The following is a 23,693-nucleotide window of genomic DNA, read 5'->3' as shown; positions in this document are numbered from 1 at the left end:
TTGTCAGGCCAGGCGCGGCCGCAGGTCAGGCGTAGCTCTGCAGCGGCCGCACTTCCAGCGGCGCCCCCGCGGTCTCCACGATCGCCTGGGCCGCCGCGAGCGCGCCGGCCGTCGTCGTGAAGTAGGGGATCTTCATCATCAGGGCCGAGCGGCGGATCTCGAAGCTGTCGACCAGCGACTGCTTGCCCTCGGTGGTGTTGAAGACGAGCTGCACCTCGCCGTTCTTCATGGCGTCGACGATGTGCGGCCGGCCTTCCAGCACCTTCTTCACGACCTCGACCTGCAGGCCCTGTTCCTCGAGGAACTTCGCCGTGCCCGAGGTGGCCAGCACCCGGAAGCCGTGGCCCAGCATCAGCCGGGTCGGCTCGACGATCCATTCCTTGTCGCTGTCCTTCACCGACACGAACACGCAGCCGGCCTGCGGCAGGGTCACCCCGCCGCCGAGCTGGCTCTTGGCGAAGGCGCGGGCGAAGGCGGGGCCGAGGCCCTCGCCGGGCCGCACCCAGTCGAGGCCCATGACCTCGCCGGTCGAGCGCATCTCGGGGCCGAGGATCGTGTCCACCCCGGCGAAGCGGGCGAACGGGAAGACCGCCTCCTTCACCGCGATGTGGTCGTAGGGCGTCTCGGTCAGGTCGAACTCGGCGAGCCTCTTGCCGGCCATCACCTTGGCGGCGATGGAGGCCAGCGGCCGGCCGATGGTCTTGGCCACGAACGGCACCGTGCGGCTGGCCCGCGGGTTCACTTCCAGGACGTAGATCCGCGGGCTCTCCGAGTGCGGCTCCTCGATGGCGAACTGCACGTTCATCAGGCCGCGCACCTGCAGCGCGCGCGCCATCGCCTCGGTCTGGCGCTTCAGCTCCTCGATGGTCTCGGGCTTCAGCGAGAAGGGCGGCAGCGAACACGCCGAGTCCCCGGAGTGCACCCCGGCCTCCTCGATGTGCTCCATGACGCCGGCCACGAACACCTGGCCGTCGGCGTCGCAGAGCGCGTCCACGTCCACCTCGGTGGCGCGGGAGAGGTACTGGTCGATCAGCACCGGGCTGTCGCCCGACACCTGCACGGCGGTGCGGATGTAACGGTCGAGCTGTTCGTCGTCGCGGACGATCTCCATGGCCCGGCCGCCCAGCACGTAGGAGGGCCGGATGACGATCGGGTAGCCGACCTTGTGGGCGGCGGCGAAGGCCTCATCGCGGCTGCGCGCGATGCCGTTCACCGGCTGCTGGATCTCCAGCCGGTGCAGGAGCTGCTGGAAGCGCTCGCGGTCCTCGGCCAGGTCGATGGCGTCCGGCGAGGTCCCGAGGATCGGGATGCCGGCGTCCTCCAGCGGCTGGGCGAGCTTCAGCGGCGTCTGGCCGCCGAACTGCACGATCACGCCGAGCAGGGTCCCCTTGGACTGCTCCACGTGGATCAGCTCCAGCACGTCCTCGGCGGTCAGCGGCTCGAAGTAGAGACGGTCGGAGGTGTCGTAGTCGGTCGACACGGTCTCCGGGTTGCAGTTGACCATGATCGACTCCACGCCGATCTCGTCGAGCGCGAAGGCCGCGTGGCAGCAGCAGTAGTCGAACTCGATGCCCTGGCCGATCCGGTTCGGCCCGCCGCCCAGGATGATCGCCTTCTTCCGGTCCGACGGGTCGCTCTCGCAGTCCGGGGCCTGGCCGAGCGCGCCGGTCTCGTAGGTCGAGTACATGTACGGCGTATCGGCGCGGAACTCGCCGGCGCAGGTGTCGATGCGCTTGAACACCGGGCGCACGCCGAGCGCGCGGCGCGCCTCGCGGACGGCGGTCTCGGTCGTGCCGGTCAGCTTCGCCAGCCGGGCGTCAGAGAACCCTTGAGCCTTCAGCTTGCGGAAGCCGTGCGCGTCGGTGGGCAGGCCCTCCGCCGCGACCTTGGCCTCGACGGCCATCAGATCCTGGAGCTGGCGCAGGAACCAGGGCTCGTAGGAGCAGGCGGCGTTGACCTCCTCGACGGTCAGGCCCTCGCGGAACGCCTGGGCGATGACCCGCAGCCGGTCGGGCGTCGGGATGCCCAGCGCCCGGATCACGGCGGCATGGCCGGTTTCCGGATCGTCGGCGCCCTCGATGGCGATCTCGTCCAGGCCGGTGAGGCCGGTTTCAAGCCCGCGCAAAGCCTTCTGCAGGCTCTCGGCGAAGGTCCGGCCGATGGCCATGACCTCGCCCACCGACTTCATGGAGGTGGTCAGGTACGGCTCCGAGCCCGGGTACTTCTCGAAGGCGAAGCGCGGGATCTTGGTGACCACATAGTCGATCGAGGGTTCGAACGAGGCGGGCGTCGCGCCCGTGATGTCGTTCATCAGCTCGTCGAGGGTGTAGCCCACGGCCAGGCGGGCGGCGACCTTGGCGATCGGGAAGCCGGTGGCCTTGGACGCCAGCGCCGAAGACCGCGACACCCGCGGGTTCATCTCGATGACCACCATCCGGCCGTCGGCGGGGTTCACCGCGAACTGTACGTTGGAGCCGCCGGTCTCGACGCCGATCTCGCGCAGCACCGCGATCGAGGCGCGGCGCATCCACTGGTATTCCTTGTCGGTGAGCGTCAGCGCCGGGGCGACCGTGATCGAGGTCGCCCGTGTGCACGCCCATCGGATCGATGTTCTCGATGGAGCAGATGATGATGCAGTTGTCCGCCTTGTCGCGGACGACCTCCATCTCGTACTCCTTCCAGCCCAGCACGCTCTCCTCGATGAGGACCTCGGTGGTGGGGGAGAGGTCGAGGCCGCGCTCGACGATCTCGCGGAACTCCTCGACGTTGTAGGCGATGCCGCCGCCGGTGCCGGCGAGCGTGAACGACGGGCGGATGATCGCCGGCAGGCCGACGAACTCCAGGCCCTCCAGCGCCTCGTCCATGGTGTGCGCGGCCTTGGACTTCGGGCTCTCCAGGCCGATCGCGTCCATGGCGTCGCGGAATTTCTGGCGGTCCTCGGCCTTGTCGATGACGTCGGCCCGCGCGCCGATCATCTCCACGCCGTACTTCTCCAGCACGCCCATGGATTCCAGGGCCAGCGCGGTGTTCAGCGCGGTCTGGCCGCCCATGGTCGGCAGCAGCGCGTCCGGGCGCTCCTTGGCGATGATCTTCTCGACCATCTCCGGCGTGATCGGCTCGATGTAGGTGGCGTCGGCGACGTCCGGATCGGTCATGATCGTCGCCGGGTTCGAATTGACCAGGATGATCCGGTAGCCCTCGGCGCGGAGCGCCTTGCAGGCCTGCACCCCCGAGTAGTCGAACTCGCACGCCTGGCCGATGACGATCGGGCCGGCGCCGATGATGAGGATCGAGGAGATGTCGGTGCGTTTGGGCATCTTCGTTTCGCGCGCGAGGGCGGCCGCGCCGCGAAAGCGCGCCGATCCCGATCAGGACTGCAGGTTAAAGGCGCCCACATAGAGGGGAGGGACCCCATACGCAAGCGGGGAGACTCCCTGCCTCGCCGGAGGGGGGGCCATGACCCTCCCCGGAAGACGGCCGCCCACCAAAAGCATCTTGATTCGGCGCAACTTTTTCCCGGCTGAGCCGTATTGGATGGGACGGCGGGCCCTCCCCGGCCCGCCCTCCAGTTGGAGAGCCAGCGTCCGATGTCCCTGATTGAAAAGCTTCCCCCTCCTCAGCGACGAGGAGGTCATGAACCTTCTTGCCAATGCGCGCCGCCTGCAGTCGGTGGGCGACGAGAAGCAGCAGGCCGCCGCGGCCGAACTCCTCCCGCGCCTGGAAGAGGTCGCCGAGGAACGCCGTACGGCCCGCCAGCAGGCCATCCAGGCCAAGCGCGCCGCCTCCCGCAAGCCCCGCGTCAAGGCCGCGGCTTAAGACTCACCGCTCATCCCCGCGAGAGCGGGGACCCAGGCTCTTTTTGTTCGGGCCGACCGGACAGGGCTGGGCAGCGGGACGTCCACAACGAAAACCCCTCGGTCCCCGCTTTCGCGGGGATGAGCGGGTGTCGGATAGGATGACGCCTCGCCCAAGCTGGGCCATCGTCCCGGCATGAAGCCCGCCCTGATCCTCGTCGCCGCGCTCGCCGCCGGCCCCACGCTCGCCCAGCCCGCGGCCACCTCGCGTCCGATCTCGGTGATCGACCGGACGTTGTCGGGCCAGCCGATCGCCCTGCCGCAGGGCCAGGTCGTAGTGACCTTCTCCGAGACGGTCGTACCGGCCGGCGGGGCGATCCCGCCGCACAAACATCCCTATCCCCGCTACGCCTATGTGGTCTCCGGCCGGCTGAAGGTGACCAACCTGGTCACCGGCACGGTCTCCGAGGTCAGCGCCGGCCAGCTCGCCGTCGACGCCATCGACCAGTGGCACGAGGCGGCCGTCGTCGGCGCCGAGCCCGTGCGCATGCTGGTCATCGACCAGGCGCCTCCAGGGGTACAGAACAGCGTTCGCAAGCCTTGATCCCGAGTAATAGGCAAGCCTGACTGTAAATCTGTAGTCGAGCGTGACGGGAAAGCTACAGCCTTGCGTAGCAATTGCTGCAGATATGTAACGTCCGCGTACCTCGCGGCCCTTCTGCCATTTGATGGGGCTGTTCCATGTTCTGCCGTTCCCGGCTTCTTTGCTCGACCCTCCTGACCACTGCCGCCCTTGCGGCCTCCATTTCGGCCGCGCCCGGCCTCGCGCATGCCCAGGAAGGGGCCGTGGACGTCGACGAACTGGTCGTCACCGGCAGCCGTCTTCGGGTCGAGGACTATGTGGCGGTGAACCCCGTCACCACCCTGGGGGCGGACAACCTGGAGCGCTCCGGCGTCACCAATGTCACCGAGTACCTGACCGACATCCCGGCCCTGACCGCCTCGCAGGACCTCTCCGACGGCGCCGACACCAGCACGCCGTCGCAGGCGGGCCTCAGCCTGCTGAACCTGCGCAACCTCGGCACAGACCGGACCCTCGTCCTGGTCGACGGCCGCCGCCACGTCTCCAGCGATCCCGGCACGGCCGGCGTCGACATCAACGCCATCCCCGTGGCCCTGATCGAGCGGGTTGAGATCCTCACCGGCGGCGCCTCGGCGGTCTATGGCGCCGACGGCGTCTCGGGCGTGGTCAACTTCATCCTCAAGAAGAAGTTCGAGGGCGTCGACTTCCGCGCCCAGGGCGGCGTCTCCGACGCCGGCGGCGGCGAGAGCCAGTTCGTCAGCGCCCTGGTCGGCCAGAACTTCTCCGGCGGCCGCGGCAACATCACGCTGGGCGTCGAATGGGCGAACGACGAGGCCCTGAAGATCAACGACCGCAAATATACCCGCGTCGGCCAGCGCCGGATCGTCATCAGCAACCCGGACGACCCCGGCACCTTCGACGCCGACCTCGACGATCCGAACATCCCGGACAACATCCTGGCCAGCAATGTCCGCTACATCGACACGTCGCGGGCGGGCTCGATCTACACCAACTTCTACACCGCCGAGTCCATCGCCGGCGTCAGCTTCCTCGGCAACGGCCAGCCGTTCGTGAACGGCGAATACGCCGGCGGCTTCTTCATGATCGGCGGTTCGGGCACCCTGCTCGACGAGTACAACGACGACCTGCTGCCGGGGCTCGAGCGGATGACCGCCAGCCTTAACCTCGGCTACGACCTGGCCGACAATCACCGCCTGTTCGGCGAGCTGAAGTACAACAAGAGCGAGACCGGCTTCTCGGCCCAGCCGAGCTACGACTACGGCCTGTTCGTCTCCGACGAGAACCCGTTCATCCCGGCCAACGTCCTGGCCGACGCCCGCACCGAAGGCGGGCTGGCGACCCCGGAAGGCGCCGCCGACTTCGGCCTGCCGACCGGCGTGCTGGTGGCGCGCGACAACTTCGACCTCGGCACCCAGAGCTACGACATCGAGCGCGAGGTGTTCCGCATCGTCGGCGGCATCGAGGGCGATCTCTCGCCCAACCTGCACTACGAGGCCTCCTATGTGTACGGCGAGGCCCGGCAGGACCTGTTCGCCTACAACGTCCGCCTGAACGACCGCTACTACGCGGCCACCGACGTGGTCGTCGACCCGGCCACCGGCCGTCCGGTCTGCCGCTCGAACCTCGACGCCGGCGCGGTGCCGATCGGCGACGTGTTCGGCCAGTTCGGCTTCCCCGAGGAGGCCTTTGGGGCGACCTTCACGCCGGGCGCCAACTCCGGCTGCGTGCCGCTGAACATCTTCGGCGAGGGTGCCGCCAGCCCCGAGGCCATCGCCTGGGTGAACGGCTCCGGGACCCAGCGCTCGAAGATCGACCAGCACGTGGTCAACGCCTTCATCAGCGGCGACACGACCGACTGGTTCTCCCTGCCGGCCGGGCCGATCGCCTTCGTGGTCGGCGCCGAGTACCGGCGCGAGGGCAGCGACTTCAAGCCGTCGGACCTCGAAGTCCTCGGCGAGGACCTGGAGTACCCGATCTCCGGCCTCGGCCGCGGCGTGCGCACCAAGGGCCACTTCGACGTGAAGGAGGCCTTCACCGAGGTCTCCGTCCCGCTGCTCAGGGACATGCCGTTCGCCCAGGAGCTGACCGCGCGCGGCGCCTTCCGCTATTCGGACTATTCCACCAGCGGCGGGACCAGCACCTGGAACCTCGGCGGCCAGTGGCGGCCGGTGCAGGACCTGATGTTCCGCGCCACCAAGGCCCGCGCCGTGCGCGCGCCCAACATCGTCAACCTGTTCCAGGCCAATGTGCAGACCTTCGGGACCTTCGCCGACCCCTGCTCGGCGGAGAACCTGGGCCTGGGCGAGAACCCTTCGCTGCGCCGCCAGAACTGCGCCGCCGCGCTCACCGCGCTCGGCGTCACCGACCCTAGCAGCTTCATCAACAACAGCTCGGAGGCGGTGGCCGGCTTCATCTCGGGCAATCCCGACCTGAAGCCCGAGAAGGCCGACACCTGGACCATCGGCGGCGTCCTCACGCCCCGGTTCATCCCCGGCCTGTCGATCTCGGTGGACTACTACGACATCGAGATCAACGACGCGATCCAGAGCTACACGTCCCAGACCATCGTCAACAACTGCTACGACCTGCCCCAGCCGAACACCTTCTGCGACCTGGTCACCCGGACCGCCGGCGGCTTCAACCCGGGCCGGATCACCTCCTTCCAGCAGGTGCCGGGCAACATCGCCCGCTACGAGACCGCGGGCTACGACTTCACCGTGCGCTACCTGCTCGACCCCGCCGACTTCGGGGTGCAGCGCGACGTCGGCACGCTGCAGTTCAACCTGATCGGCAACCGGCTCGAGAAGCTGGTCTTCGTGGAGACCTCCGGGGCCGAGCCGGACGACGACCTGGGCGAGCGCGAGGCGCCGAAGTGGCAGGTGAACCTCGACGTCACCTGGCAGTGGAAGCAGCTCTCGGTGAACTACGGCCTCAACTACTTCGACGAGACCCTGCGCTATCCGCAGCGCACCCTCGACAACGAGCCCGACTACATCGATCCGGCCTACTTCAAGTACGACGCCCGCATGACCCACGACGTGCAGGTCCGCTACGAGGTCCGCGACGGCTTCAACGTCTATGGCGGGATCAACAACGTTGGCGACCAGAAGCCGGAACCCAGCGACTACATCTATCCGGTGAGCCCGCTCGGCCGGTTCTTCTACCTGGGCGTCCGGGCGAGCCTGGACTCGCTCTAGCTAAGGAGGCCGCCGGTGTCGGGACATAAGCACCTCGCACCGGCGGTCGCCGCTCTGGTTCTTGCCGCCTGCGGCCCTCCGACCAGCCTCCCGCCCGTGGAGCTGTTCGGGAGCCTGCAGGGCGTTCCGGACAGCGGAGCGGTCATCCGCCAGCGCATCCTGCAGCGCTTTCCGTATCGGGTGGCCCCGAGGCCGGCCTGGGCGGGAACAGCTAAGCCAGGGCTTAAGGACGGAGCGCCGCATCACCCCCGACGCGCCCTATGCGATCAATGGCAGCGCCGGGCTGGAATACGGGACGGCCTTCCGGACCAATCTCGTGCATGTCGGGTGGCTCGGCGACAGTGAGGGGCGGCTCGTCCGTCTGGATGTCTCTCACGAGGCGGCAAGCTCTAGGCTCCGCGCTTGCCGCCATCCTCGTCCGTGTGGTTCGTGGACGGTGTTATTCGCCCAGCGAAGCGATCCAGCCCGGCAGCTCGCGGATCGAGGCCAGCCTCCCGGGACCCGGGGGTCCGGTCCCGCCGGCGCAGTCTCGTGGGCCCAGGTGAGCAGGTAGGGGCGTGGGCGGCGAAGGCCCCGCCCTCCAGCGCCGGCAGGATGTCGGAGCGCATGGATTTGCCGCACATCACCGCCTCCCCGGCGCCCGTGCCGTGGCGGGCGAACACCCGCTCGTAGGTCCGGGCGCGTCCTTCTCGAGACGATCTCCACCGCCGCGAACAGGTCGCCCAGCCCCGAGGCCGCCAGCTTCTGCTCCTGGTGCAGCAGGTCGCCCTTGGTACGCGCCATCCGCAGCCCAGCCTCCGAAGCCGGCCAGAGCCTCCGTAGAGGCCGGGCCCGACTCCGGGCCGCTCATCACTTTGCCGCCGGCAGCAGGATGCACGGCGCTCGCCGCCACGGCCGCGGTCGTGTCATCCGTGGCGTAGTCGGCGAGATCCTCCCGCGGCTCGTTGTTGGCTCTCCATCACCGTCTCCAGGCAGGAGAGGGTGAAGCCCTTCACCCCCATAGCCGTAGAGCCTGAGGTTCCGCTTCTCGATCTCGGCCAGCCGGGCCTCCAGCACCTCGGGATCGGCGTGGTCGGCCATCAGCGCCTTGAACCGGTCCTGGGTCAGGCGGAAGATCGTCTCGTTGTGCCATAAGGTGTCATCGGCGTCAAGTCCAACTGTGGTAACAACTTTTCGCAACTCGATAGTCTCCGCTTGCGCCTACTTGCGCCGTACTGCGTCGAGAACACGCGCCAAATCCTCCGGCTGGTGCTTGGCGTATCGCTCGGTTGTGGACGCCACGGTCTGTCCCAGCGCCTTCCCGAGAAGCCAAATCGGCACGCCCTTCCGCGCGCCCCAGGTCGCGAAGGTGTGGCGCAGGACGTGGGGGCTGACGTCCTCCAGCCCTGCCTTCTCGGCGTGCGCGATGACCGCCTTCGCCACGCGATCGACCCCCTTGCCTGCCCAGCTCACCACAAAGTCCGACCGCCTGTGCTTGTGGGCGTGCATCAGCATCCGCCGTATCTGCGGGGTCATGGGCGTGACCGTCCGGCGCTTCCTGGTCAGCTTTCGGCCCGGCTTGTGGAAGTCGATCCGCCCGGCTTCGAAGTCCACCCGGTCCCACGTCAGGTCCAGGATCGCGCCGGTTCGGGCGCTGGTGTAGAGCGCCAGCCGGGTGAACAGCAGGACGTGGGCGTGCCGCTTGCCGCGGTGGCGCTTACGCATCTGGCGGAACAGCTTGGCGACCTCGGCCCGCGTCAGCCAGCGCTCGCGCGGCGGGGCGGGGCTCAGGGATAGCGCAGGCGGCGCGCGGTCGATCCGATTGAACTTCTCGGCTCGGCGAAGCGCGGCGGAGAGGACGGACAGGTCCCGGCGGATCGACTCCTCGCCCGCGCCGTCTTTGCGCCGGGCCTCCACGAAGGCTTGTTGCTTGGCGAGGGTGAGTTCAGAGACGAGGAGCGCGCCGAGGTAGGGGCGCAGATACCGGATGCCGAGTTCGGCGTTCGACGGTCGCATGGTGTTCTTGGCGTGGCTGTCCCAGTACCAGTCCAGCGCCTGCCCAACGGTCAGATCCGATAGGGGCTTGTCGGCGCGGACTAGGCGGAACGCCGCAAGGACTTGTTCTGCCGCGCCGCGATCTGCCGTGCGAGTTGAAGCGCGTCGCGAATGTCCGTCCTCGAACCACTGGATGTACCAGTTGGGCGAGTTTCCGATCTTGGTGAGGCTGTAGTCCGGCATTCGATCAGGTAGGTATCCAGGTCTTCGCGCCGGTACTTGACCAGCCGAGGGCTCACCTGGCTAGCCGGGATGGCGCCACAGGCCCGCAGGCGATCAAGCGTCGCCAGCGACACGCCGAGATAGCGGGACGCCTCCAGGCGCGAAAGGGTGGCGACCCCACTCATGTGCGGCCTCGATGGAGGCAAGGCGTCGCCGCGCGGGAGGCTGTAGGTCCCTCCCGCCGCATCGGTGGCGCCCGGTGTTCCGGGATACGGCAATCCTCCCTTCTCCGAAGGCAATGCGTCGGAGGTTGTCTCATCCTCCACCCCCATTCGTGCTGGGGGGCGGGGAGGAGGGGACGCGCGTGACGGGAAGGCCGGGCGCTGGCGGATAGCCGAAGTCGCGAGGCTCGGTGACAGGGACGCCTTCGGCCCCGCACCAGCCGCACTCGCCTTCGTGGTAGGTCGCAAGCTTCGGGATGCGCGAACCGCACTGTTCGCCGCAATCGCAGCAAATCCAAGCTGGGTAGGTCTCCACCATCTCAGCCCTCCCCACCTTCTCTCTGGGCGGTAAAGGCGGAGCGGGCGGCCCTGATCGCGGCGATCGTGCCTTCTCGGCTCCTGATGCTGGCCGCGTAACCGGCGTGGTCGGCCGCGACGCAGTAGTTCCAGCCCCGCTTCAGCCCGGCGAGATAGTTGCTGTCGCACAACGCCTCTTGGACCCCGACTTGGCCTCTCAGCCTTCCTATCTCTGCTTCTTGCTCCTTGAGGAGGGAGATCAGACGAAGGACGGTGGGCGGGTCGAAGGTGGCGATGTGGCGAAGATTCGCCATGACGTCTTCGCCGCGGCCAGCCCCCAGGTCCGGGTGCCGGTCGTAGGGGTGGTTCGTCGGGCACAGCACGTTGCCGCTGTGTCCTTGCGTCCCGATCCGACGCCACGAACAGCCGTCCTGAACTTCCCAAGGCCCCGGAGTAGCCGCCCGAGCGATCTCCTCCAGCCTTTCCAGATCAAGGGGCTAGTCATTGGGGGAGGCCTTGAGTTCATCTTGAGCAAAATTGCCGGCACTCGCTTCGCTCGGACTGCTGGCGCTGCCCTCCGCTGGAGGGGCGGCGGCTTCAACGCGCGTTGAAACCCACGCCTCCTGAGCGGCCTTGATGTAGTTCTTCGCCATCTGACGGAAGCTAATCGCCAAGGGGCCGTCAGCGTTGAACGAGACGTTTTGCCCGTCGGGCGACCAGTTCACATACGCGCAGAAGCGCTCCGCCCACGCATCGTCAGGCTCGGATAGAAACCCCGCAACGTTCCGCGAGGACAACTCCCGCAAATAGCCTTCGCAGTGCGGTGAGCAAGGATAGTCGAGCTGAGCGACCCGCGCCCGGAGACACTCCAATTCGTGCTTTTCCGCGATGTTCATGGGAGCCTCGCCCAGTGATCAATAATGGTGTCGGAGACGTCGGCGAACTCGCGGATGAGTTCGCGCTCGGCCCCGTCGAGCCGCTCAACAGAGACGATGACGTGAGCGCCACCGCCGCTCGCCGTCGGCTGCGTGAAGAGCCGGACGGCCGACCACGCGCCCCCTTCCGACTTGCAGAGCCCATCGGACTTGACCGGCTCTTGAGCCGGGCTACCGCCTATCTGGGCAACGGATGAACCACCTTCTCTCTGGGCGGTAAGGGCGGAGCGTTCCTTTGCCCAGTCAGGCAATTCAGCGTCACCGCGGCACGTCGGGCACAGGGCCTCGAACGCTGCGATGCTGCCTTCGCGATAGCGGTCCAGCGCGCGGCGAAGCCTCTCATTCTCTCCCTCTACCTCTGAGAGGCGGGAGGAGAGCGAGCGGACAAGCTTGGCGATGTCGCGGTCTAGTTGCGCGTCGTGGCTGTTGTAGGTGATGCCGCCGACCAAATCGGCGTGAACCTTCGGGCGAGCTTCAAGCCGCTCGACCAACTTCGCCACATCCACCTCTACGGGTTTGTTGGGGGTTGCTTCGCTCACGTCCGCTTCCTCCGGTTGTCTCGTGGGAAATCCCGAGCGCTCTCGAACCCTCGGCTCTGGAGGGGGCGCTTGGCCCGTGGGAACACGCCCAGGTGCTTCGCGCGGATGCGGTCGGCCTTGGCCTTGGCGCTCACGTCGGCCTTGGTCTTCTCGCGGTGGGCGTCTCGTAGGACCGGCTGCAGGTTGTCCTCAGCGTGACGGCCTCCGAGAATGAGCGGCACGCGGTGGTCAAGATCCCACGCGTCTCCCGGCATGATCTTACGGCCGGAGAGGGCGCAGACCCCGCCATGGCGCTCGAACACCCGCAAGCGAACCCGCGTGGGGATCGCGGCATCGTCGGTGGAGCCGACCCAGATTTCGACGGTACGGCTCAAGCGACCTTCCCCATTGCCCGCATGTCGGATTGCTGGGTGCGCCACGCGTCGATGACGGCCGACGCCGCGTCCCGGCGGTCGCGTTCGAGGTAGTAGGCCTCGGCGATCATGCGGAAGGTCTTGGTGGCGGCCTCGTATTCGTCGGAGGTGAGGGCGGTGGCCTCCCGCTCGCCCACGGTCTTGCCGTTGGCGGTGAGCTGAGCCTTCGCCAGAACCACCTTCAGCCGCTTCTCCGCGTACTCGTAGGCCGCGCGAGCCTTGGCGTGCGCCTGGTCGTGGAGGACGTCGAAGGCCTCCTGCACTTGGCGGTCGCTGATGAACATTATCGGGGTTGCGGGCGCTTGTTGGGCTGACCCCGCTCCTCTCCCGGTGGATTGCGTAGGGTGATGACGGTCCCCGGCCAGACGCGGAGGACGGCGCGGCAGCACTCGCGCAGCTCGCCCTCTCGCCAGATCGGGGCGGGGCGCATTAGACGCGGGTCTCCTCGACCACGTTGAAGCCGGGGATCTGGCGCTTGCCCTCGCGCACATCGACGTCGGCGAGGCGGCAGAGCAGACCCACGATGTCGTCGGGGCGCGTCTGGGCGTAGTGGAGGAGGGCGGCCTTCCGATCCACCAGCTCGGCCCGGTAGAACTTCCGCAGGCCGATGGCGCGGCCTTCGCCCTTCGCGTGGGCCTTGTCCTTGGCGAGCGCGTTGGCGGCGGCCTCGGCGGCTTCCGCATCGGCGACCAGGAGTTCGGCGGCTTCGGTGTCCTCCAGGTTGGAAGCGTCCCGCGCCCGCATGGCTTCGGCGGCGGCCCGCGCCTTCTCCTCGGCTTCCCGCCGGGCGGCTTCCTCGGCCTCGCGGCGCTCCCGCTCCAGCTTCTGGAGCCAGGGCGTCAGGGTCGCCTTCAGCGCCTCCAGTGCCTTCACGATGGCGCCCTTGGCGGTCTTTGTGTCGGCGATCAGAACCGCGTACTTCTCCTGCACCGCCGCCTTGCCCTCATCGAAGGGGCGGGCCTCTTCCTTGCGGGCCTCGTCCGCGGCCTTCTGGGCGGCGCGGAAGTCATCGATCAGCTTGGCGACCATATCGGCCTGCTTCTGGTTCTCGATGGACGAGCCGTCGCACCAGTTCTTGGCCTCAGTCATCAGGTCATCGACGTGGACCTTGATCGCGAGGAAGGGGTCTGGGGGGTTGTTGTGGCCCAGCGGGGCCGTTGCGCCGTCCGGCATGGTCAGCTCCTCAGAAGGGGATTTCGTCGTCGGCCAGGCCGAAGTCGTCGGCCGCCGGTTCTTCTTTCGGCGGTTCGGGCTCAGCGGGGAGGGTGGCGGCCAGCCGCTTCATCTCCGCGACCACGCGGGCATAGGCGGCGCGATCCAGCGCGGCCTCCCAGCCGGCCTTGTTCTTCTCCCAGCCATCCTTGAAGGTCGCCCGGTCGATGGCGCACGCCTTCAGGTGCGCGACGGCGCGCTCCTCCAGGCTCGGCGTGGGCTCTTCCTCGTGGGCGTGCAGATCGCCCTTGTGCCAGAGGTCCAGGGCGGCCCCGAAGCGCATGGCGGCATTGCGGAGCGCGTCGCCGATGACCTCCTTTTCGCGGGCGCCCGGGTCCATGTTCGGCTTCCCGGCGGCGTGGCCGTAGCCGAGCCGGGTCACGCCGCACACGGTCAGCTTGATCCAGAGACCCCCGGTCTGATCGAAGGCGGGGAGGCCGTCGCGGAACGCCACCGGCTCCCACGACCACAGCGGATCCACGTCCAGCAGCCGATCCGTCAGCGCGGCGTGGCCCACGTAGTCGAGATGGATGGTGTTCTTGTGGTGCCAGCCGCCGCAGATGTTGCAGTTGATGCCCTTGGATCGGTCCTTCTCGCGCTCCTCCTTCTGGGCCTTCGTCTCCTTCGGGAGCTTGCTGACCTGGTTGGGGGGGAACGGATCGCGGAGCTTGGCGAGCGGATCGAGCGAGACTTCGCTTTCCGGCTCCAGCTTTGCGACAGGCTTGTTCATTGGCAGACGCGAGCGGTCAGCTCGTCCTCAATGCATTGGGTGCAGGTGAGAAGGCCGTCGATCCGGCCCTCGGCGAGGCAGTGTTCGGGGACGCTCATCACCCCGTCGCAGAGGTCGCATTGGACCCGGTGCGCGACCGGAGCATATGGCTGGGCGGTCGGTGGGAGCGCGGCTTCGCGTCCCCGCACGACTGGCACGGGAGGAACCATTTCCTTCATGCCACCCTCCTGATCCCAGCCCGGATAGCCCTTAGCTCTCTCCTGAGAGCCGGGGCTTCATCCTGAAGGCGGGTAAGAGCAGCCAGGGCCTGTTCAATCCCACCGGCTGTCGTGAAGCCTCCGCTCAGTGTGGAAGCGACAGACCTCATATCCGCCTGCATGGCGTCGAAGAGGGTGGAGGCGTTGGGGGGTGATGGGGAGGCGGGTCACTTGGTGGTCACCGCGACCTTGACGCCCTCAACTGCCTGGGCGAGTGAGACCTTCACCGCGCCGGCGAGACCGCTCGCGATGCTGGAGTTGAGGTTTCCGATCGCATCCTTAAGGGCGACCGAGATTTCGTACTGGATGTGTTTGTCGACCTCGTAGGCGATCCGCGTGGTGTTGGGCCGCCAGTTGTACGAGTCCTGCGATTTGGCCTTGCCGTCGTAGCTGACGGGCTCCTCGATGTAGGCTTGGGCGCGCTCGATCACCATTTCGCGGAACGTCAGCGTTTTGCCGACCTTCTCGCCCCAGCGGTTGGTCTCTTCAAAGACGAGCTTCTCGATCTCCGAGGAGAAGTAGGGCTCCACGTGCTTGGCGATGGCCGCGTCGATAAGCGGCGTGATCGCTTCGTCGATGTGGGCCTTGATCTTGCGGTCTACTGCCGACAGGGCTTCCTCAGCGTAGTCGGCCGTGTCAGCGCCCAGCACCTCGGCGCAGAGCTTGTCGGCGGCGCGCTCGATGACGAGCGTGCGGAGTTCGTCGGCCGTGAAGCCGAGGTCGGTGACATTCATCAGGATCTCTCCCTGTGCAGAAGGCTTTGAGGAAGGGGTTCATCCCGGGGCTGTTGAGACACCGGTGCGCCCTCGGGTGCCGTTGCCCCTCGGGTCTCCAAGGTTCGTGAGATCTCCCGCGTGGGCTCCCAGCAGCGGTTATGCTCGCTCCAGGTCGGCAGGATCGCCGTGCCCATTTCCCAGCTCCGAGGGCTGGGCACGAGCGGCAGCGCCGGCCCGGTCAAGCAACGGCACGCGTTGTACTCGGCGACCCAACCGCAGCGTGGACAGGCGGCGTAGGGGTCCCACTGGCGGTAAGGATCGGTCAGGGGCGAATACGTCATGCTGCCAGGTCCTGTCCGTTGATGTGGCAGAGGAAGTCGCAAGCGGGTGCGACCGGGTTGAGCGTCGGCCAGTCGGCGGGGATGTCGTCGATGAACCCGCGGATGTTGTGGACTCGCCCGTCTGGAAGCGTCTCGCGGTCCATGATGACCAACCGGACGTTCAGCTCGCGTGCGAGCGCCGCGGTCTTCGCGAAGCGATCCGGGAAGACTTTGCGGAACAGCGCCCAGTAGTCGGGACTGGTCGCCTTCACGCAGCCGGTCTGTAGGCAGTTAGCGTTCGGGAAACCCATCGCGTACGTGCGCGGCGGCTCAATACCGGTGTCCTGCATCATCGCCAGGCAGTTCGCCTTGGTGATCTCTCGCTCGATCAGCGGCGCGCGGGCGATAAGGTCGGGGTAGTTCTTCTGGAAAGCCTCGAAGCGCGCGACGTCCAGCTTGTCCCAGGTGTAGCCGAAGACATGCACGTCGCCCGGCTGCTGGAAGGCGAGCCTCGGCGTAACCTTCTGCTCCATGGTGCACGGCGCACCGGCTATGCCACTCATGTACCGCCGCTTGGTCCAAACGGCGTAGTTGTCCTCGAACTCCGGGTTCTTAAGGATTAGGATTTCGCGGTTGAACCAGCGCGCACACTCTGCCCGAAACCGTGCGTTATCTTCGTCCTCGGAGCCCGTGTCGCACTTAACGATCAGGGCTTCGGGTTCCTCCCTGAGGAGGTACTTGCAAGCAATGGCGCTGGCGATGCCATCCGAGTACCAGCCGATATGCCTGGTCATCCGTGCGCGTCCTCTTGCTGGCGAACCCAGGCCGCCTCGTCTTCGTCGGCGAAGAGTTCGTCCACGCGCGCCCATGCCGCCGCATTGCGCGCTGCCCACCCCGGGCCGCCGCCCGTCAGGCACTCGTATTCGTGGCGGAGCGCGCGTAGGTCAGCGAGTGCTTCCTTGAACTCAAGGAATTCCTCTCCTGCCGCAGAAGGCTCGGCGTCGCCGCGCGAACGGGCTACGGCACCGTTCGCTTCTGGGCTGGCTCCGGGATGAACCATCTCTATTTCTCCTCAGAGGATTTGGAGAGGGCGGGGGGAGAGGCTTTGGCGATGGCGGCTCGAGACAGGCGTTCCGGCCCAGCCTCGTTGATCATGGTCGCGAGGATCGCGGCGCGCGCCTTGCTCAGCCCGCAGTCGAGAAGATGTCCGTCCGACAGCAGGACCATCCAGACGGTCGCGTTACCTTGCTCCGAGTTGATCTCTCGCCGGCAGACCAGCGCCATGTCGCTCGAAAGCTCAGCCCATGTATGCTTGACCTCTTCCATCAAGCTCTCTCCCTCTCGATCAAGGCCTCGATCTCTTCCTCAGAGGCCTGGGTGATTTGCTTTGCGAGTTCCCGAAACGACGGCCTCTCCCAGATGGAAGGGGAAGCTTCGGGCTCGTTCTGGTTGGCGGGGGTGGGGAGCATCAGGACGGCTCCCGGAGGCTCAGCCAGTCTTCAAGCGCCGACTTGCCGTCCGCGTTGACCCGGTACGTGACCATCCGCGCCTCGGAGCCGGTGATGAGGTCCCAGAGGCCGCTAGCCTCCGCGCGCTTGGCCCACTCGGAGCCGCGCTCGGTGGCGTAGAAGTTCCGGTAGCACTCACCTTCGCGGAGCGTGCTGAGGTCCGGCCGCCCGAGGGCGTGGTGGAGGTCGTCGAAGTCGGCGTCGGTGATCTCGATGCAGGGCATCACTGGCCCTCCGCGCGGGCAAGCTCAGCGGCTTGGCGAAGGGCGGCGACGACCTCGGCCTGGGTGCGGTTGGGGCGGTCGTTCCAGTAGCCGACCTCGTCCAAGCGGATGACGCGGCGGACCCAGCGCAGCGCTGGGTGTGCATACGGCGTGTAGGCGTATTGGGGCGAGACCCGCTCAACGGCGCCCACCGCACACCAGCACACCGCGTCTTGCTCGACGGGTTCGATTGGAAGGCCGGTCGCCGTCCTCGCGCGAATGCCCGTCGTCCAAGCCCCTTCCGGCTCGATCAGCGCAGCAGCGGCTTCGAGCACTTCGCTCGGCTTCTTGGGGGCTTCCATCACGCGCCCTCACGCAGGTAGATCAACCCGTCGTCGCCGAGCGTGACGGTGAGGGGAGGCCAGTCGGCGTAGATGCCGTTCTGACGGTCGGCCCAGAAGTAGCGCCCCCAGGTCGCGTCGCTGCCGGTGAGCTGCATCGCGAGGTAGCGGCCTTGATACGCCTCGCAGTCCTTCAGGATGCGCGCCAGCGTCTCGGGGGCGAGGTGGTGGAAGCCATACGGCACATCCCGCCAGCCGGCTTCGCGGGTCGCCCTCGCAGCAATGCTCGCAAACAGCGCCTCCACGTACCCTTGCTGGAAGGGGGTGAGGTCGGACCACGAGAAGGTGAAAGGTCCGCCGCTCGTGGCCCGCTGGGCCGTCACGTAGCCGCTCGTATCGAGCGTGAAGGCTTCCATCTCAGCGATCCTCATTCCGAAGCCGATGAGCCAGGGCCGCGCCCATGCTGTCGGCGAGCCCGTCCAGCGGGCCGGTGTAGGTGGCGGAGCGGGGGTGCTTCCCGAACGCCGCGTTGATCTCGGCGAAGGCGGCCGGCAGATCGTCCAGCGCGCTCTTGAGCACGAAGGGCTTCTTCGGCGAGGCGGCCTCTACGCCCTGGTCTTCCACGAGGACGCGGAAGGCCCGGATGCAGGCCAGCTCGGCGGGGGTGTGGGCGTGGGCCATGGGTCAGGCCTCGGCCTTGGAAAGGGCGGCGCGGATTTCGCCAGCCGTGATGATTTCGCTGACCGAGCGCGACCAGTGATGGTTGTCCGCGGGGTTCTGCGCCTTCACCAGAAGGCGCGCGCTGTCGGGCAGGCCGTCCAGGCGAACGCGCCGCAGCAGGCTTTCCGGGGTGATCTGCGCCAGACGCAGCGCCTCGCGAAGATCGGCCGCCTCTTGGCGCGCGCTATCGCGTTCCTGCCGGGCTTCTCTGAGAAGCGCCGCGGCTTCATCCATCAGGAGGCTGGTAATTGCGCCCATCTCTCGCTCCTATCCAGAGGAGCTAGCCAGCGGCTGGCGTCCTCGTTCGATGGGAGGACTATGACAGAACCTCATAGCTAGTCAATGACAAATTATCCAAGGACGTCATATGCCGTTCGCGGACACACTGAAGCTTCCCCAGACAGCGGAGGCTTTAATGAAAGCTATGATTGTGGGGGGCGGCATTCCTCGCCTCAGTGGCGACCGCGGCGGTCGCGCAGGGCTACAAGCCCTATCAGCCGTACAAGCCATACTCTCCGCCGGCGCCCGCGCAGCCTAAGACCAGCTACGACTGGCAGTCCGGCAACCGCATCACGGCGACCCCCAACCAGGACGGCTCGACGTCTATCCGGGGCAGCAACATGAACACCGGGGCAATGTGGCGCTCGACCATCGAGGCGAACGGCGACCAGCGCGGCGTCGATAGCCGCGGCAACATGTGGCGCTACAACGAGAGCACCGGATCATACATGAGTTCCGATGGCACGACCTGCATCGGCAAGGGCGCGCTTCGGACCTGCAACTAGTCCGGCTGGAAAGAGTACATCACCGTGCCAACGATCCGCACGGTCACGCCGTCGAGATCCTTGTGGGGGATCGGCGTCTGATGGGCGGGGTGCGTGGACCGGGGCCATAGTTCCAGGTCGCCCCGTCCATTCACCACAAGCTCTTTGACCGTCGTCTCTACGAGGCCGTCGGGGCGCGCCCTCTCAACCACGACACGCTTGCCGATGGGCAGCGGGCCGCCGTGCCAGGGCTGGACGATCACATAGGAGCCGTCCGGGTAGCGCTGGTCCATGCTGGGGCCAGACACGCGCAGGGCAAAAGCACCAGAGTCCACGACTGATTTTGGCGCAGGTAGCGTTTCCGGCTCGTGTTCCAGATCGGTAAACGCCACTTCCCGCCAGCTCCCCGCCTCTACGGTGCCTTTGATCGGTAACCCTACGGCGGCCTGCGGCTTAGGCGATATGTGCGGTATCGTCGCGCCGCCTGGGGAGGTGGCGGCCAGGTAAGCGCGGATCTTGTCGGCCTCATCGGCTTGTATCCGGCGCGAGCCCGCGCACATGCGGTTCACCTGCTCGGCCGCCAGACCCATAAACCGCGCCAAGGCGCTCTGAGAGCGCCCCGGCTTCGCCAGTTCCGCCTTCAGCCAAGCCGGATCGATACCCAAGGGCTGTGTCCCATCCATGGGTAGGACAGAAACTATGTCCGGCATGGAGTCGCCTATAGCGGATGCATCATAGTTTCCTGCGCCTTTGTCATTGACGGAACTATGAGGAAGCGTCATAGTTCGACCATGACACCGGCTTCGGAGATCGTGGAACGGCTCGGCGGCTTCAAGGCCGTGGCCGACCAGCTCGGCATCACTCGCAACGCTGTCCAGCGGTGGACGTACGACGCGCCGCGCGGACACAACAACCGCGTCCCCCAGAAACACTGGGCGACGTTGGTCGAGAAGTCGGGCGGAAAGGTCGCGCTCTCCGAGCTGATGACCGACGAGGTCGCGCAGATCGTCGCGGTCGCTACGGCCAAGCCGAAGCGGCGGAAGGCCGCCTGATGGCGCGCGAAATCCCACTCACCAAGGGCTTCGTCGCCATCGTGGGCGATGAGGACTTCGACTGGCTGAACAAGTGGAAGTGGCACGCGGTCGTGCCGAAGGCGGGCTTTGTCTATGCCCGTCGCCGCGCGGATTGTGCCTACGTGCTGATGCACCGCCTCATCCTGAATGCCGATCTCGGCTTGGTGGTCGATCATATCAGCGGCGACACCCTCGATAATCGGCGCAGCAATCTCCGACTAGCAACGCGCCGCCAGAACAACGCCAACAAGCATCGGGTTTGGTCCGCGGCCGGCTTCCGCGGCGTCTGCCACACGCCGCTGTCGCGAGTGCGGCCCTTCAAGGCGCAAATCAACTCGCAGTACCTCGGACAGTTCGAAACCGCCGAGGCGGCGGCGCGCGCATACGACAAGGCTGCGCGCGAGCTGTACGGGGAGTTCGCCAGCCTCAACTTCCCGGAGGCTGCATGACCTCCGCATCACTGAACACGTTCGCGCGTCTCCTCCCCCCAAAACGCGCGGGAGCGGGCTGGCCTGGATCTCCAGCCGGGCCGCCCGCTCCAACCTATCGCGCTGATGGTACCGGAGCGCCGCTCGCCAAAGCGCCACTCGGGTTTCCACATCCTCGCCTTCCATCGCGGCCAAGCACCGGAAAGCCTGGGTAAGTCCGTCCGTCCGTCCAACCTCCGTCATGTCCATCCGTCCGATTGCCCCAGCGGCCCCGCGCCGCAAGCGAGGCAACGATGGACGTAACGATGGACGAGATCACCTCCCTCGGAGGGACCATTTTACCCCTCAACCGCCGGCGCCGTGATGCGCTGATGGTGTTCGCGAGCCGGTCTGCGGCGAAGGCTGACAAGGCCCCCCAGGCTTGGGTTCGCGAGACGTGGGATCTCGAAACGTACGAGGCGAAAGACCTTCTGAAAGGCAACGCCTCGGAGGCTGTCTGGGAAAAGATCATCCGTCACCGCAACGGCGGCTGGCGTGTGGTCCTGCCGATCATGGGGAGCGTGATCGGCCACAGCCTCGAAGACTTCATCGAAGCTGAGAGAAGGGAGCTTGAGCATGAAGCTCAGGCACGAGAGCGGCGAGCGCGTGAACTCGCCGATGCCGAGGCGTTTCTACGCCGCCGCCCTGTGGCTGCTGTGGGGGCTGGGTCTCGCCCTCCAAATCCTCGGGTTCACCTATAAGCCCGGGTTCGCCGCGCGCCTGACGGCTGCAAAGCGCCTCGCTGATCTGCGGGGAGGGCGATGATGGAAGCCTTCCTCGGCGGCGTCCTTATCGGGCTCGCAACGCTCGACATCAACCGGCTCTGGCTAAGCGCTTGCCGCGGCGTGGCGCTTGGCGGTGGCATCTATCTGGCCGTGCGGGTGTTCGCATGACCGACCTCACCAACCTCAAACCCTATGACGCCATAGGCCTTGGCATTGCCTCTGCCCTGGTGGTGATCTTCTGCACCCCGTTCGGATGGATCGGGGTGGCGGTTGCGTTCGCTTGCTGGAGCTTCCTCCGGTGACCCGCCCGTTCAGCCCCCTCAAGACGCTTGGCGAGCTGGCGGATCACGACGCCCGGCGGAAGACCAAGTACGGCAACCGCAAGACCACGGTCGGCGGGATCGAGTTCGATAGCGCCAAGGAAGCCAAGCGCTGGGGCGAACTTCAGCTCCTGGAGCGCGCCGGCCAGATCACCAACCTCCGCCGCCAGGTGCCCTATCCGCTGACCGTGGACGGCGTGCGCGTCGCCAAGCTCATCGTGGACTTCGAGTACCGCGAGAAGGGCGAAGTCGTGGTGGAGGACGTGAAGTCCGCCTACACCCGCACTCTACCTGTTTGGCGGCTAAAGTCCAAGCTTTTCAAGGCCATCTACGGCTTCCCGGTGAGGGAGGTCTGAGATGATCGACGTCCAAGATCTCCACGACCGCTCCAGCGAGGAGCTGCGCGAGATGGCCGCGCACATCGCCGGCATCCTCGCGCACCGCGACGGCGACGGCGGCGCGCAGACCGCCTCTGCCTATCAGCGCATCGCCGACCGCCTCACCGGCAAGCCCAGGAGGGCCGCATGAAGACCGTAAGCGTTCCCTCGCGCCCTCGTAACGGCTGGACCGCGGAGCGCGTCATCGCGCTGAACGCGATGATCGAAGCTGGCGCGACCGTAGAGGAGATGGCGGCTGCGCTCGGCCGAACCACGAACTCTATCCGGGCAAAGCTCGGCGCAGAGCACATCCCGGCCCGCGCGACCGCCGCCGCTGCCGCCCTGAGCAGTCGGCCCGACCCGGTGCGGTCCAGCGACGACGTTCACCTCATGCAGGTGGCGCGCGCTAACAACGGCAAGGGGTTTCCCTTCTACGACCTGCGCGCGGCCTATCGGGTGGCGGCATGAGCCGGATCACCGCCGAGGTCGTCAACCTCAAGCGCACCGACGGCTGGTACGCGGGAACCGTTCGGTTCTCGCACGGCGTCGAGCTGGAGTTCTTCGTGAGCCCGAGTGGGCGCGAGGTGCGGTTCTACAAGGCCGATGGCGTCGGTGGCGGCATTGGCGGCGATCGAGCGTATCCGCATCGCCGGGCCCTCCTGGTGGCTCTGGGCCTGCCTGCCAACGCGGCCGGCGACGAGCCCAAAAGGAGGCGGGCCGCCCCGCTTCACCTTTCCGCCATCGAGGCGCGAATGCCGGACAGGCGGATGGAGGACATCGCCGATCTTGTGGCTGAGCGGTACGAGATCAGCGTCAAGGAGATGAGGTCTCCCGGGCGCCAGCCTTACCTCGTCGTTCCGCGCCAAGAGGCCATGTCCCTGATGCGTCAGGTCGGCTGGAGCACGCTCCAGATCGGCAAATTCTTCAACCGTGACCACAGCACGGTCTCATGGGCCGACGCGGCGCACCGCAGACGCCTGGACGCATATCGGGCCCAGGCGTCCGTCACGTTGGAGGCGGCGGAGTAGTGTTCCTTTCCGACCGCACCATGCGCCTCCTCATGGAGATGGATGCGCCGACCGAGGCCAAGGTTGCGCTGTTGAACTCCATGCGCGCCGACGAAGAGGCCGCCGCCGCCACGCAGCGCCGCCGCGCCGTCGACCGCGATCGACAGGCGAGGCACCGCGAGCGGACGACTGCCGACGTCACGCCCGAGGACGTGACAAAGCGTGACAATGCCGACAATGCCGTGACGAAGCGTGAGGAAGCGGACGTCGCCCCTCGTACGTACGCGCAGGTAGTTAACCCTATCTCTTCTTCACTTCGTTCAGAAGAGGTTGGTGGTGGTGATGGTGGTGAAACGCGCGAGCGTGCTCAGAAACCCGCCGATGACTGGCCCAAGGGCAACGGTCCCCACCTCGCCAAGCTGCTGGTCGAAGCCGCCGCAAGCCCGCACCTCGACCTGAACCGCTCGCCGGACCTGCACACCACGGTCGGCCGGCTGATCGCCTGGAAGCGGGAGGGCGCAAGCTGGGAGCACGACGTCCTGCCGGTCGTGACCGGCGTGTGCGCCAAGCAACGCTCCCGGATCAGCACCTGGAAGTTCTTCGACGCGGCCATTGCCCGCTCCATCGCCGAGAACCGCGCCGCGCTGGAGATCCCCGAAGCCCGGGTTGCGCCGAGGGGGCAGGGGCCTCCGGGCATGGTCGCCCAGATCGCCGCCGACCACGCCGAAGCCCGCCGCAGAGCCCTCGAAAGCTAGAC

At 67.0% G+C, this 23,693-nt stretch carries 33 protein-coding genes and 1 pseudogene; 14 read left to right on the top strand and 20 right to left on the bottom strand.

What is annotated here, in order from left to right; all coding sequences use genetic code 11:
* Positions 1–25 precede the first annotated feature (25 nt).
* Positions 26–3,317 (bottom strand): annotated as a pseudogene (carB, locus tag LRS04_RS00645) (carbamoyl-phosphate synthase large subunit).
* 316 nt (positions 3,318–3,633) lie between these two features.
* On the opposite strand from carB, the gene LRS04_RS00640 reads away from it, so the two are divergent.
* The 3 genes from LRS04_RS00640 to LRS04_RS00630 all read left to right on the top strand — a co-directional run bounded on the left by LRS04_RS00640 (position 3,634) and on the right by LRS04_RS00630 (position 7,595).
* Positions 3,634–3,816 (top strand): hypothetical protein, encoded by a 183-nt coding sequence (locus tag LRS04_RS00640; protein WP_257814689.1) that lies wholly within the window; start codon positions 3,634–3,636, stop codon positions 3,814–3,816.
* Between the two features lie 174 nt (positions 3,817–3,990).
* Complete coding sequence (locus LRS04_RS00635; protein WP_257814688.1) at positions 3,991–4,398, top strand: cupin domain-containing protein; 408 nt, start codon at positions 3,991–3,993, stop codon at positions 4,396–4,398.
* A 242-nt stretch (positions 4,399–4,640) separates the two neighbouring features.
* Positions 4,641–7,595: a TonB-dependent receptor domain-containing protein gene (locus tag LRS04_RS00630; RefSeq protein WP_257814687.1), complete on the top strand. Its 2,955-nt coding sequence runs from the start codon at positions 4,641–4,643 to the stop codon at positions 7,593–7,595.
* Positions 7,596–8,444: 849 nt separating this feature from the next.
* Here LRS04_RS00630 and LRS04_RS00625 read toward each other — a convergent pair.
* From LRS04_RS00625 to LRS04_RS00540, 18 genes are all read right to left on the bottom strand, one after another.
* A complete protein-coding gene (locus tag LRS04_RS00625; protein ID WP_257814686.1) occupies positions 8,445–8,774 on the bottom strand; it encodes a hypothetical protein in 330 nt (109 codons plus the stop codon).
* A 21-nt stretch (positions 8,775–8,795) separates the two neighbouring features.
* Positions 8,796–9,812, bottom strand: coding sequence for a site-specific integrase (locus LRS04_RS00620; RefSeq protein ID WP_257814655.1), 1,017 nt, complete (start codon positions 9,810–9,812; stop codon positions 8,796–8,798).
* A gap of 520 nt (positions 9,813–10,332) precedes the next feature.
* Positions 10,333–10,623, bottom strand: coding sequence for a hypothetical protein (locus tag LRS04_RS00615; protein WP_257814654.1), 291 nt, complete (start codon positions 10,621–10,623; stop codon positions 10,333–10,335).
* A 183-nt stretch (positions 10,624–10,806) separates the two neighbouring features.
* Entirely contained in the window at positions 10,807–11,205 is a 399-nt protein-coding gene (locus LRS04_RS00610; RefSeq protein ID WP_257814653.1) for a hypothetical protein, read from the bottom strand.
* The gene (locus tag LRS04_RS00605) at positions 11,202–11,783 is read right to left on the bottom strand and encodes a hypothetical protein (RefSeq protein WP_257814652.1); all 582 of its coding nucleotides are present in this window, start codon (positions 11,781–11,783) and stop codon (positions 11,202–11,204) included. Before LRS04_RS00605 ends, LRS04_RS00610 begins: the two co-directional genes overlap by 4 nt.
* A complete protein-coding gene (locus LRS04_RS00600) occupies positions 11,780–12,157 on the bottom strand; it encodes an HNH endonuclease (RefSeq protein WP_257814651.1) in 378 nt (125 codons plus the stop codon). Before LRS04_RS00600 ends, LRS04_RS00605 begins: the two co-directional genes overlap by 4 nt.
* Positions 12,154–12,480 carry a hypothetical protein gene (locus tag LRS04_RS00595; RefSeq protein ID WP_257814650.1) on the bottom strand — a complete coding sequence of 109 codons (327 nt, stop codon included), beginning with the start codon at positions 12,478–12,480 and terminating at the stop codon, positions 12,154–12,156. Before LRS04_RS00595 ends, LRS04_RS00600 begins: the two co-directional genes overlap by 4 nt.
* Positions 12,481–12,625: 145 nt before the next feature.
* Entirely contained in the window at positions 12,626–13,369 is a 744-nt protein-coding gene (locus LRS04_RS00590) for a hypothetical protein (RefSeq protein WP_257814649.1), read from the bottom strand.
* 10 nt (positions 13,370–13,379) lie between these two features.
* Positions 13,380–14,138 (bottom strand): hypothetical protein, encoded by a 759-nt coding sequence (locus tag LRS04_RS00585; protein WP_257814648.1) that lies wholly within the window; start codon positions 14,136–14,138, stop codon positions 13,380–13,382.
* A gap of 424 nt (positions 14,139–14,562) precedes the next feature.
* Complete coding sequence (locus LRS04_RS00580; RefSeq protein WP_257814647.1) at positions 14,563–15,129, bottom strand: hypothetical protein; 567 nt, start codon at positions 15,127–15,129, stop codon at positions 14,563–14,565.
* 319 nt (positions 15,130–15,448) lie between these two features.
* Positions 15,449–16,225, bottom strand: coding sequence for a hypothetical protein (locus tag LRS04_RS00575; protein ID WP_257814646.1), 777 nt, complete (start codon positions 16,223–16,225; stop codon positions 15,449–15,451).
* On the bottom strand, positions 16,222–16,491 hold the full coding sequence (locus tag LRS04_RS00570) for a hypothetical protein (RefSeq protein WP_257814645.1): 270 nt from the start codon (positions 16,489–16,491) through the stop codon (positions 16,222–16,224). The genes LRS04_RS00575 and LRS04_RS00570 overlap by 4 nt, the downstream gene beginning before the upstream one ends.
* 2 nt (positions 16,492–16,493) lie before the next feature.
* Positions 16,494–16,757 carry a hypothetical protein gene (locus tag LRS04_RS00565; RefSeq protein WP_257814644.1) on the bottom strand — a complete coding sequence of 88 codons (264 nt, stop codon included), beginning with the start codon at positions 16,755–16,757 and terminating at the stop codon, positions 16,494–16,496.
* 142 nt (positions 16,758–16,899) lie between these two features.
* The gene (locus tag LRS04_RS00560) at positions 16,900–17,163 is read right to left on the bottom strand and encodes a hypothetical protein (protein WP_257814643.1); all 264 of its coding nucleotides are present in this window, start codon (positions 17,161–17,163) and stop codon (positions 16,900–16,902) included.
* On the bottom strand, positions 17,163–17,504 hold the full coding sequence (locus LRS04_RS00555) for a hypothetical protein (protein ID WP_257814642.1): 342 nt from the start codon (positions 17,502–17,504) through the stop codon (positions 17,163–17,165). Before LRS04_RS00555 ends, LRS04_RS00560 begins: the two co-directional genes overlap by 1 nt.
* Positions 17,504–17,899: a hypothetical protein gene (locus LRS04_RS00550; protein WP_257814641.1), complete on the bottom strand. Its 396-nt coding sequence runs from the start codon at positions 17,897–17,899 to the stop codon at positions 17,504–17,506. The genes LRS04_RS00555 and LRS04_RS00550 overlap by 1 nt, the downstream gene beginning before the upstream one ends.
* Position 17,900: 1 nt before the next feature.
* Complete coding sequence (locus LRS04_RS00545; protein WP_257814640.1) at positions 17,901–18,164, bottom strand: hypothetical protein; 264 nt, start codon at positions 18,162–18,164, stop codon at positions 17,901–17,903.
* Between the two features lie 3 nt (positions 18,165–18,167).
* The gene (locus LRS04_RS00540) at positions 18,168–18,461 is read right to left on the bottom strand and encodes a hypothetical protein (protein ID WP_257814639.1); all 294 of its coding nucleotides are present in this window, start codon (positions 18,459–18,461) and stop codon (positions 18,168–18,170) included.
* Positions 18,462–18,631: 170 nt separating this feature from the next.
* Between LRS04_RS00540 and LRS04_RS00535 the strand changes: the two genes are divergently transcribed.
* Positions 18,632–18,988 carry a hypothetical protein gene (locus tag LRS04_RS00535; RefSeq protein ID WP_257814638.1) on the top strand — a complete coding sequence of 119 codons (357 nt, stop codon included), beginning with the start codon at positions 18,632–18,634 and terminating at the stop codon, positions 18,986–18,988.
* On the opposite strand, the gene LRS04_RS00530 is transcribed toward LRS04_RS00535, so the two are convergent.
* Complete coding sequence (locus tag LRS04_RS00530; protein WP_257814637.1) at positions 18,985–19,632, bottom strand: LexA family transcriptional regulator; 648 nt, start codon at positions 19,630–19,632, stop codon at positions 18,985–18,987. The two genes, LRS04_RS00535 and LRS04_RS00530, sit on opposite strands and share 4 nt — an antisense overlap.
* A 147-nt stretch (positions 19,633–19,779) precedes the next feature.
* Here LRS04_RS00530 and LRS04_RS00525 point away from each other — a divergent pair, with 147 nt between their 5' ends.
* The 10 genes from LRS04_RS00525 (at position 19,780) to LRS04_RS00480 (ending at position 23,691) form a co-directional block, all read left to right on the top strand.
* Positions 19,780–20,019: a helix-turn-helix domain-containing protein gene (locus tag LRS04_RS00525; protein ID WP_257814636.1), complete on the top strand. Its 240-nt coding sequence runs from the start codon at positions 19,780–19,782 to the stop codon at positions 20,017–20,019.
* Positions 20,019–20,489, top strand: coding sequence for an HNH endonuclease signature motif containing protein (locus LRS04_RS00520; protein WP_257814635.1), 471 nt, complete (start codon positions 20,019–20,021; stop codon positions 20,487–20,489). The genes LRS04_RS00525 and LRS04_RS00520 overlap by 1 nt, the downstream gene beginning before the upstream one ends.
* Positions 20,490–20,773: 284 nt before the next feature.
* Entirely contained in the window at positions 20,774–21,208 is a 435-nt protein-coding gene (locus tag LRS04_RS00515; protein WP_257814634.1) for a hypothetical protein, read from the top strand.
* A gap of 63 nt (positions 21,209–21,271) precedes the next feature.
* Positions 21,272–21,400 (top strand): hypothetical protein, encoded by a 129-nt coding sequence (locus LRS04_RS00510; protein ID WP_257814633.1) that lies wholly within the window; start codon positions 21,272–21,274, stop codon positions 21,398–21,400.
* Positions 21,397–21,534, top strand: a complete 138-nt coding sequence (locus LRS04_RS00505; RefSeq protein ID WP_257814632.1) for a hypothetical protein — start codon at positions 21,397–21,399, stop codon at positions 21,532–21,534. Before LRS04_RS00510 ends, LRS04_RS00505 begins: the two co-directional genes overlap by 4 nt.
* The gene (locus LRS04_RS00500; protein WP_257814631.1) at positions 21,531–21,908 is read left to right on the top strand and encodes a DUF1064 domain-containing protein; all 378 of its coding nucleotides are present in this window, start codon (positions 21,531–21,533) and stop codon (positions 21,906–21,908) included. Before LRS04_RS00505 ends, LRS04_RS00500 begins: the two co-directional genes overlap by 4 nt.
* A 1-nt stretch (position 21,909) precedes the next feature.
* Positions 21,910–22,080, top strand: coding sequence for a hypothetical protein (locus tag LRS04_RS00495; RefSeq protein ID WP_257814630.1), 171 nt, complete (start codon positions 21,910–21,912; stop codon positions 22,078–22,080).
* Positions 22,077–22,397 (top strand): hypothetical protein, encoded by a 321-nt coding sequence (locus LRS04_RS00490; protein WP_257814629.1) that lies wholly within the window; start codon positions 22,077–22,079, stop codon positions 22,395–22,397. Before LRS04_RS00495 ends, LRS04_RS00490 begins: the two co-directional genes overlap by 4 nt.
* Positions 22,394–22,957 carry a helix-turn-helix domain-containing protein gene (locus LRS04_RS00485; RefSeq protein WP_257814628.1) on the top strand — a complete coding sequence of 188 codons (564 nt, stop codon included), beginning with the start codon at positions 22,394–22,396 and terminating at the stop codon, positions 22,955–22,957. The genes LRS04_RS00490 and LRS04_RS00485 overlap by 4 nt, the downstream gene beginning before the upstream one ends.
* On the top strand, positions 22,957–23,691 hold the full coding sequence (locus LRS04_RS00480) for a hypothetical protein (protein ID WP_257814627.1): 735 nt from the start codon (positions 22,957–22,959) through the stop codon (positions 23,689–23,691). Before LRS04_RS00485 ends, LRS04_RS00480 begins: the two co-directional genes overlap by 1 nt.
* Positions 23,692–23,693 lie beyond the last annotated feature (2 nt).

It is taken from the genome of Phenylobacterium sp. J367 (assembly GCF_024699985.1).
Taxonomy (GTDB): Bacteria; Pseudomonadota; Alphaproteobacteria; order Caulobacterales; family Caulobacteraceae; genus Phenylobacterium.
This window is presented reverse-complemented; position numbering and strand designations above follow the sequence as displayed.

Bases quoted from the DNA above. Each gene is read 5' to 3' on its own strand.
- LRS04_RS00570 (WP_257814645.1), bottom strand. From the start codon at position 16,491: ATGGTTCATCCCGGAGCCAGCCCAGAAGCGAACGGTGCCGTAGCCCGT.
- LRS04_RS00540 (WP_257814639.1), bottom strand. From the start codon at position 18,461: ATGGGCGCAATTACCAGCCTCCTGATGGATGAAGCCGCGGCGCTTCTC.
- LRS04_RS00560 (WP_257814643.1), bottom strand. From the start codon at position 17,163: ATGCCCTGCATCGAGATCACCGACGCCGACTTCGACGACCTCCACCAC.
- LRS04_RS00520 (WP_257814635.1), top strand. From the start codon at position 20,019: ATGGCGCGCGAAATCCCACTCACCAAGGGCTTCGTCGCCATCGTGGGC.
- LRS04_RS00620 (WP_257814655.1), bottom strand. From the start codon at position 9,812: ATGCCGGACTACAGCCTCACCAAGATCGGAAACTCGCCCAACTGGTAC.
- LRS04_RS00590 (WP_257814649.1), bottom strand. From the start codon at position 13,369: ATGCCGGACGGCGCAACGGCCCCGCTGGGCCACAACAACCCCCCAGAC.
- LRS04_RS00505 (WP_257814632.1), top strand. From the start codon at position 21,397: ATGACCGACCTCACCAACCTCAAACCCTATGACGCCATAGGCCTTGGC.
- LRS04_RS00510 (WP_257814633.1), top strand. From the start codon at position 21,272: ATGGAAGCCTTCCTCGGCGGCGTCCTTATCGGGCTCGCAACGCTCGAC.
- LRS04_RS00640 (WP_257814689.1), top strand. From the start codon at position 3,634: ATGAACCTTCTTGCCAATGCGCGCCGCCTGCAGTCGGTGGGCGACGAG.
- LRS04_RS00490 (WP_257814629.1), top strand. From the start codon at position 22,077: ATGAAGACCGTAAGCGTTCCCTCGCGCCCTCGTAACGGCTGGACCGCG.
- LRS04_RS00555 (WP_257814642.1), bottom strand. From the start codon at position 17,504: ATGGAAGCCCCCAAGAAGCCGAGCGAAGTGCTCGAAGCCGCTGCTGCG.
- LRS04_RS00595 (WP_257814650.1), bottom strand. From the start codon at position 12,480: ATGTTCATCAGCGACCGCCAAGTGCAGGAGGCCTTCGACGTCCTCCAC.
- LRS04_RS00565 (WP_257814644.1), bottom strand. From the start codon at position 16,757: ATGGAAGAGGTCAAGCATACATGGGCTGAGCTTTCGAGCGACATGGCG.
- LRS04_RS00485 (WP_257814628.1), top strand. From the start codon at position 22,394: ATGAGCCGGATCACCGCCGAGGTCGTCAACCTCAAGCGCACCGACGGC.
- LRS04_RS00610 (WP_257814653.1), bottom strand. From the start codon at position 11,205: ATGAACATCGCGGAAAAGCACGAATTGGAGTGTCTCCGGGCGCGGGTC.
- LRS04_RS00550 (WP_257814641.1), bottom strand. From the start codon at position 17,899: ATGGAAGCCTTCACGCTCGATACGAGCGGCTACGTGACGGCCCAGCGG.
- LRS04_RS00575 (WP_257814646.1), bottom strand. From the start codon at position 16,225: ATGACCAGGCATATCGGCTGGTACTCGGATGGCATCGCCAGCGCCATT.
- LRS04_RS00515 (WP_257814634.1), top strand. From the start codon at position 20,774: ATGGACGAGATCACCTCCCTCGGAGGGACCATTTTACCCCTCAACCGC.
- LRS04_RS00495 (WP_257814630.1), top strand. From the start codon at position 21,910: ATGATCGACGTCCAAGATCTCCACGACCGCTCCAGCGAGGAGCTGCGC.
- LRS04_RS00585 (WP_257814648.1), bottom strand. From the start codon at position 14,138: ATGAACAAGCCTGTCGCAAAGCTGGAGCCGGAAAGCGAAGTCTCGCTC.
- LRS04_RS00615 (WP_257814654.1), bottom strand. From the start codon at position 10,623: ATGGCGAATCTTCGCCACATCGCCACCTTCGACCCGCCCACCGTCCTT.
- LRS04_RS00580 (WP_257814647.1), bottom strand. From the start codon at position 15,129: ATGAATGTCACCGACCTCGGCTTCACGGCCGACGAACTCCGCACGCTC.
- LRS04_RS00545 (WP_257814640.1), bottom strand. From the start codon at position 18,164: ATGGCCCACGCCCACACCCCCGCCGAGCTGGCCTGCATCCGGGCCTTC.
- LRS04_RS00635 (WP_257814688.1), top strand. From the start codon at position 3,991: ATGAAGCCCGCCCTGATCCTCGTCGCCGCGCTCGCCGCCGGCCCCACG.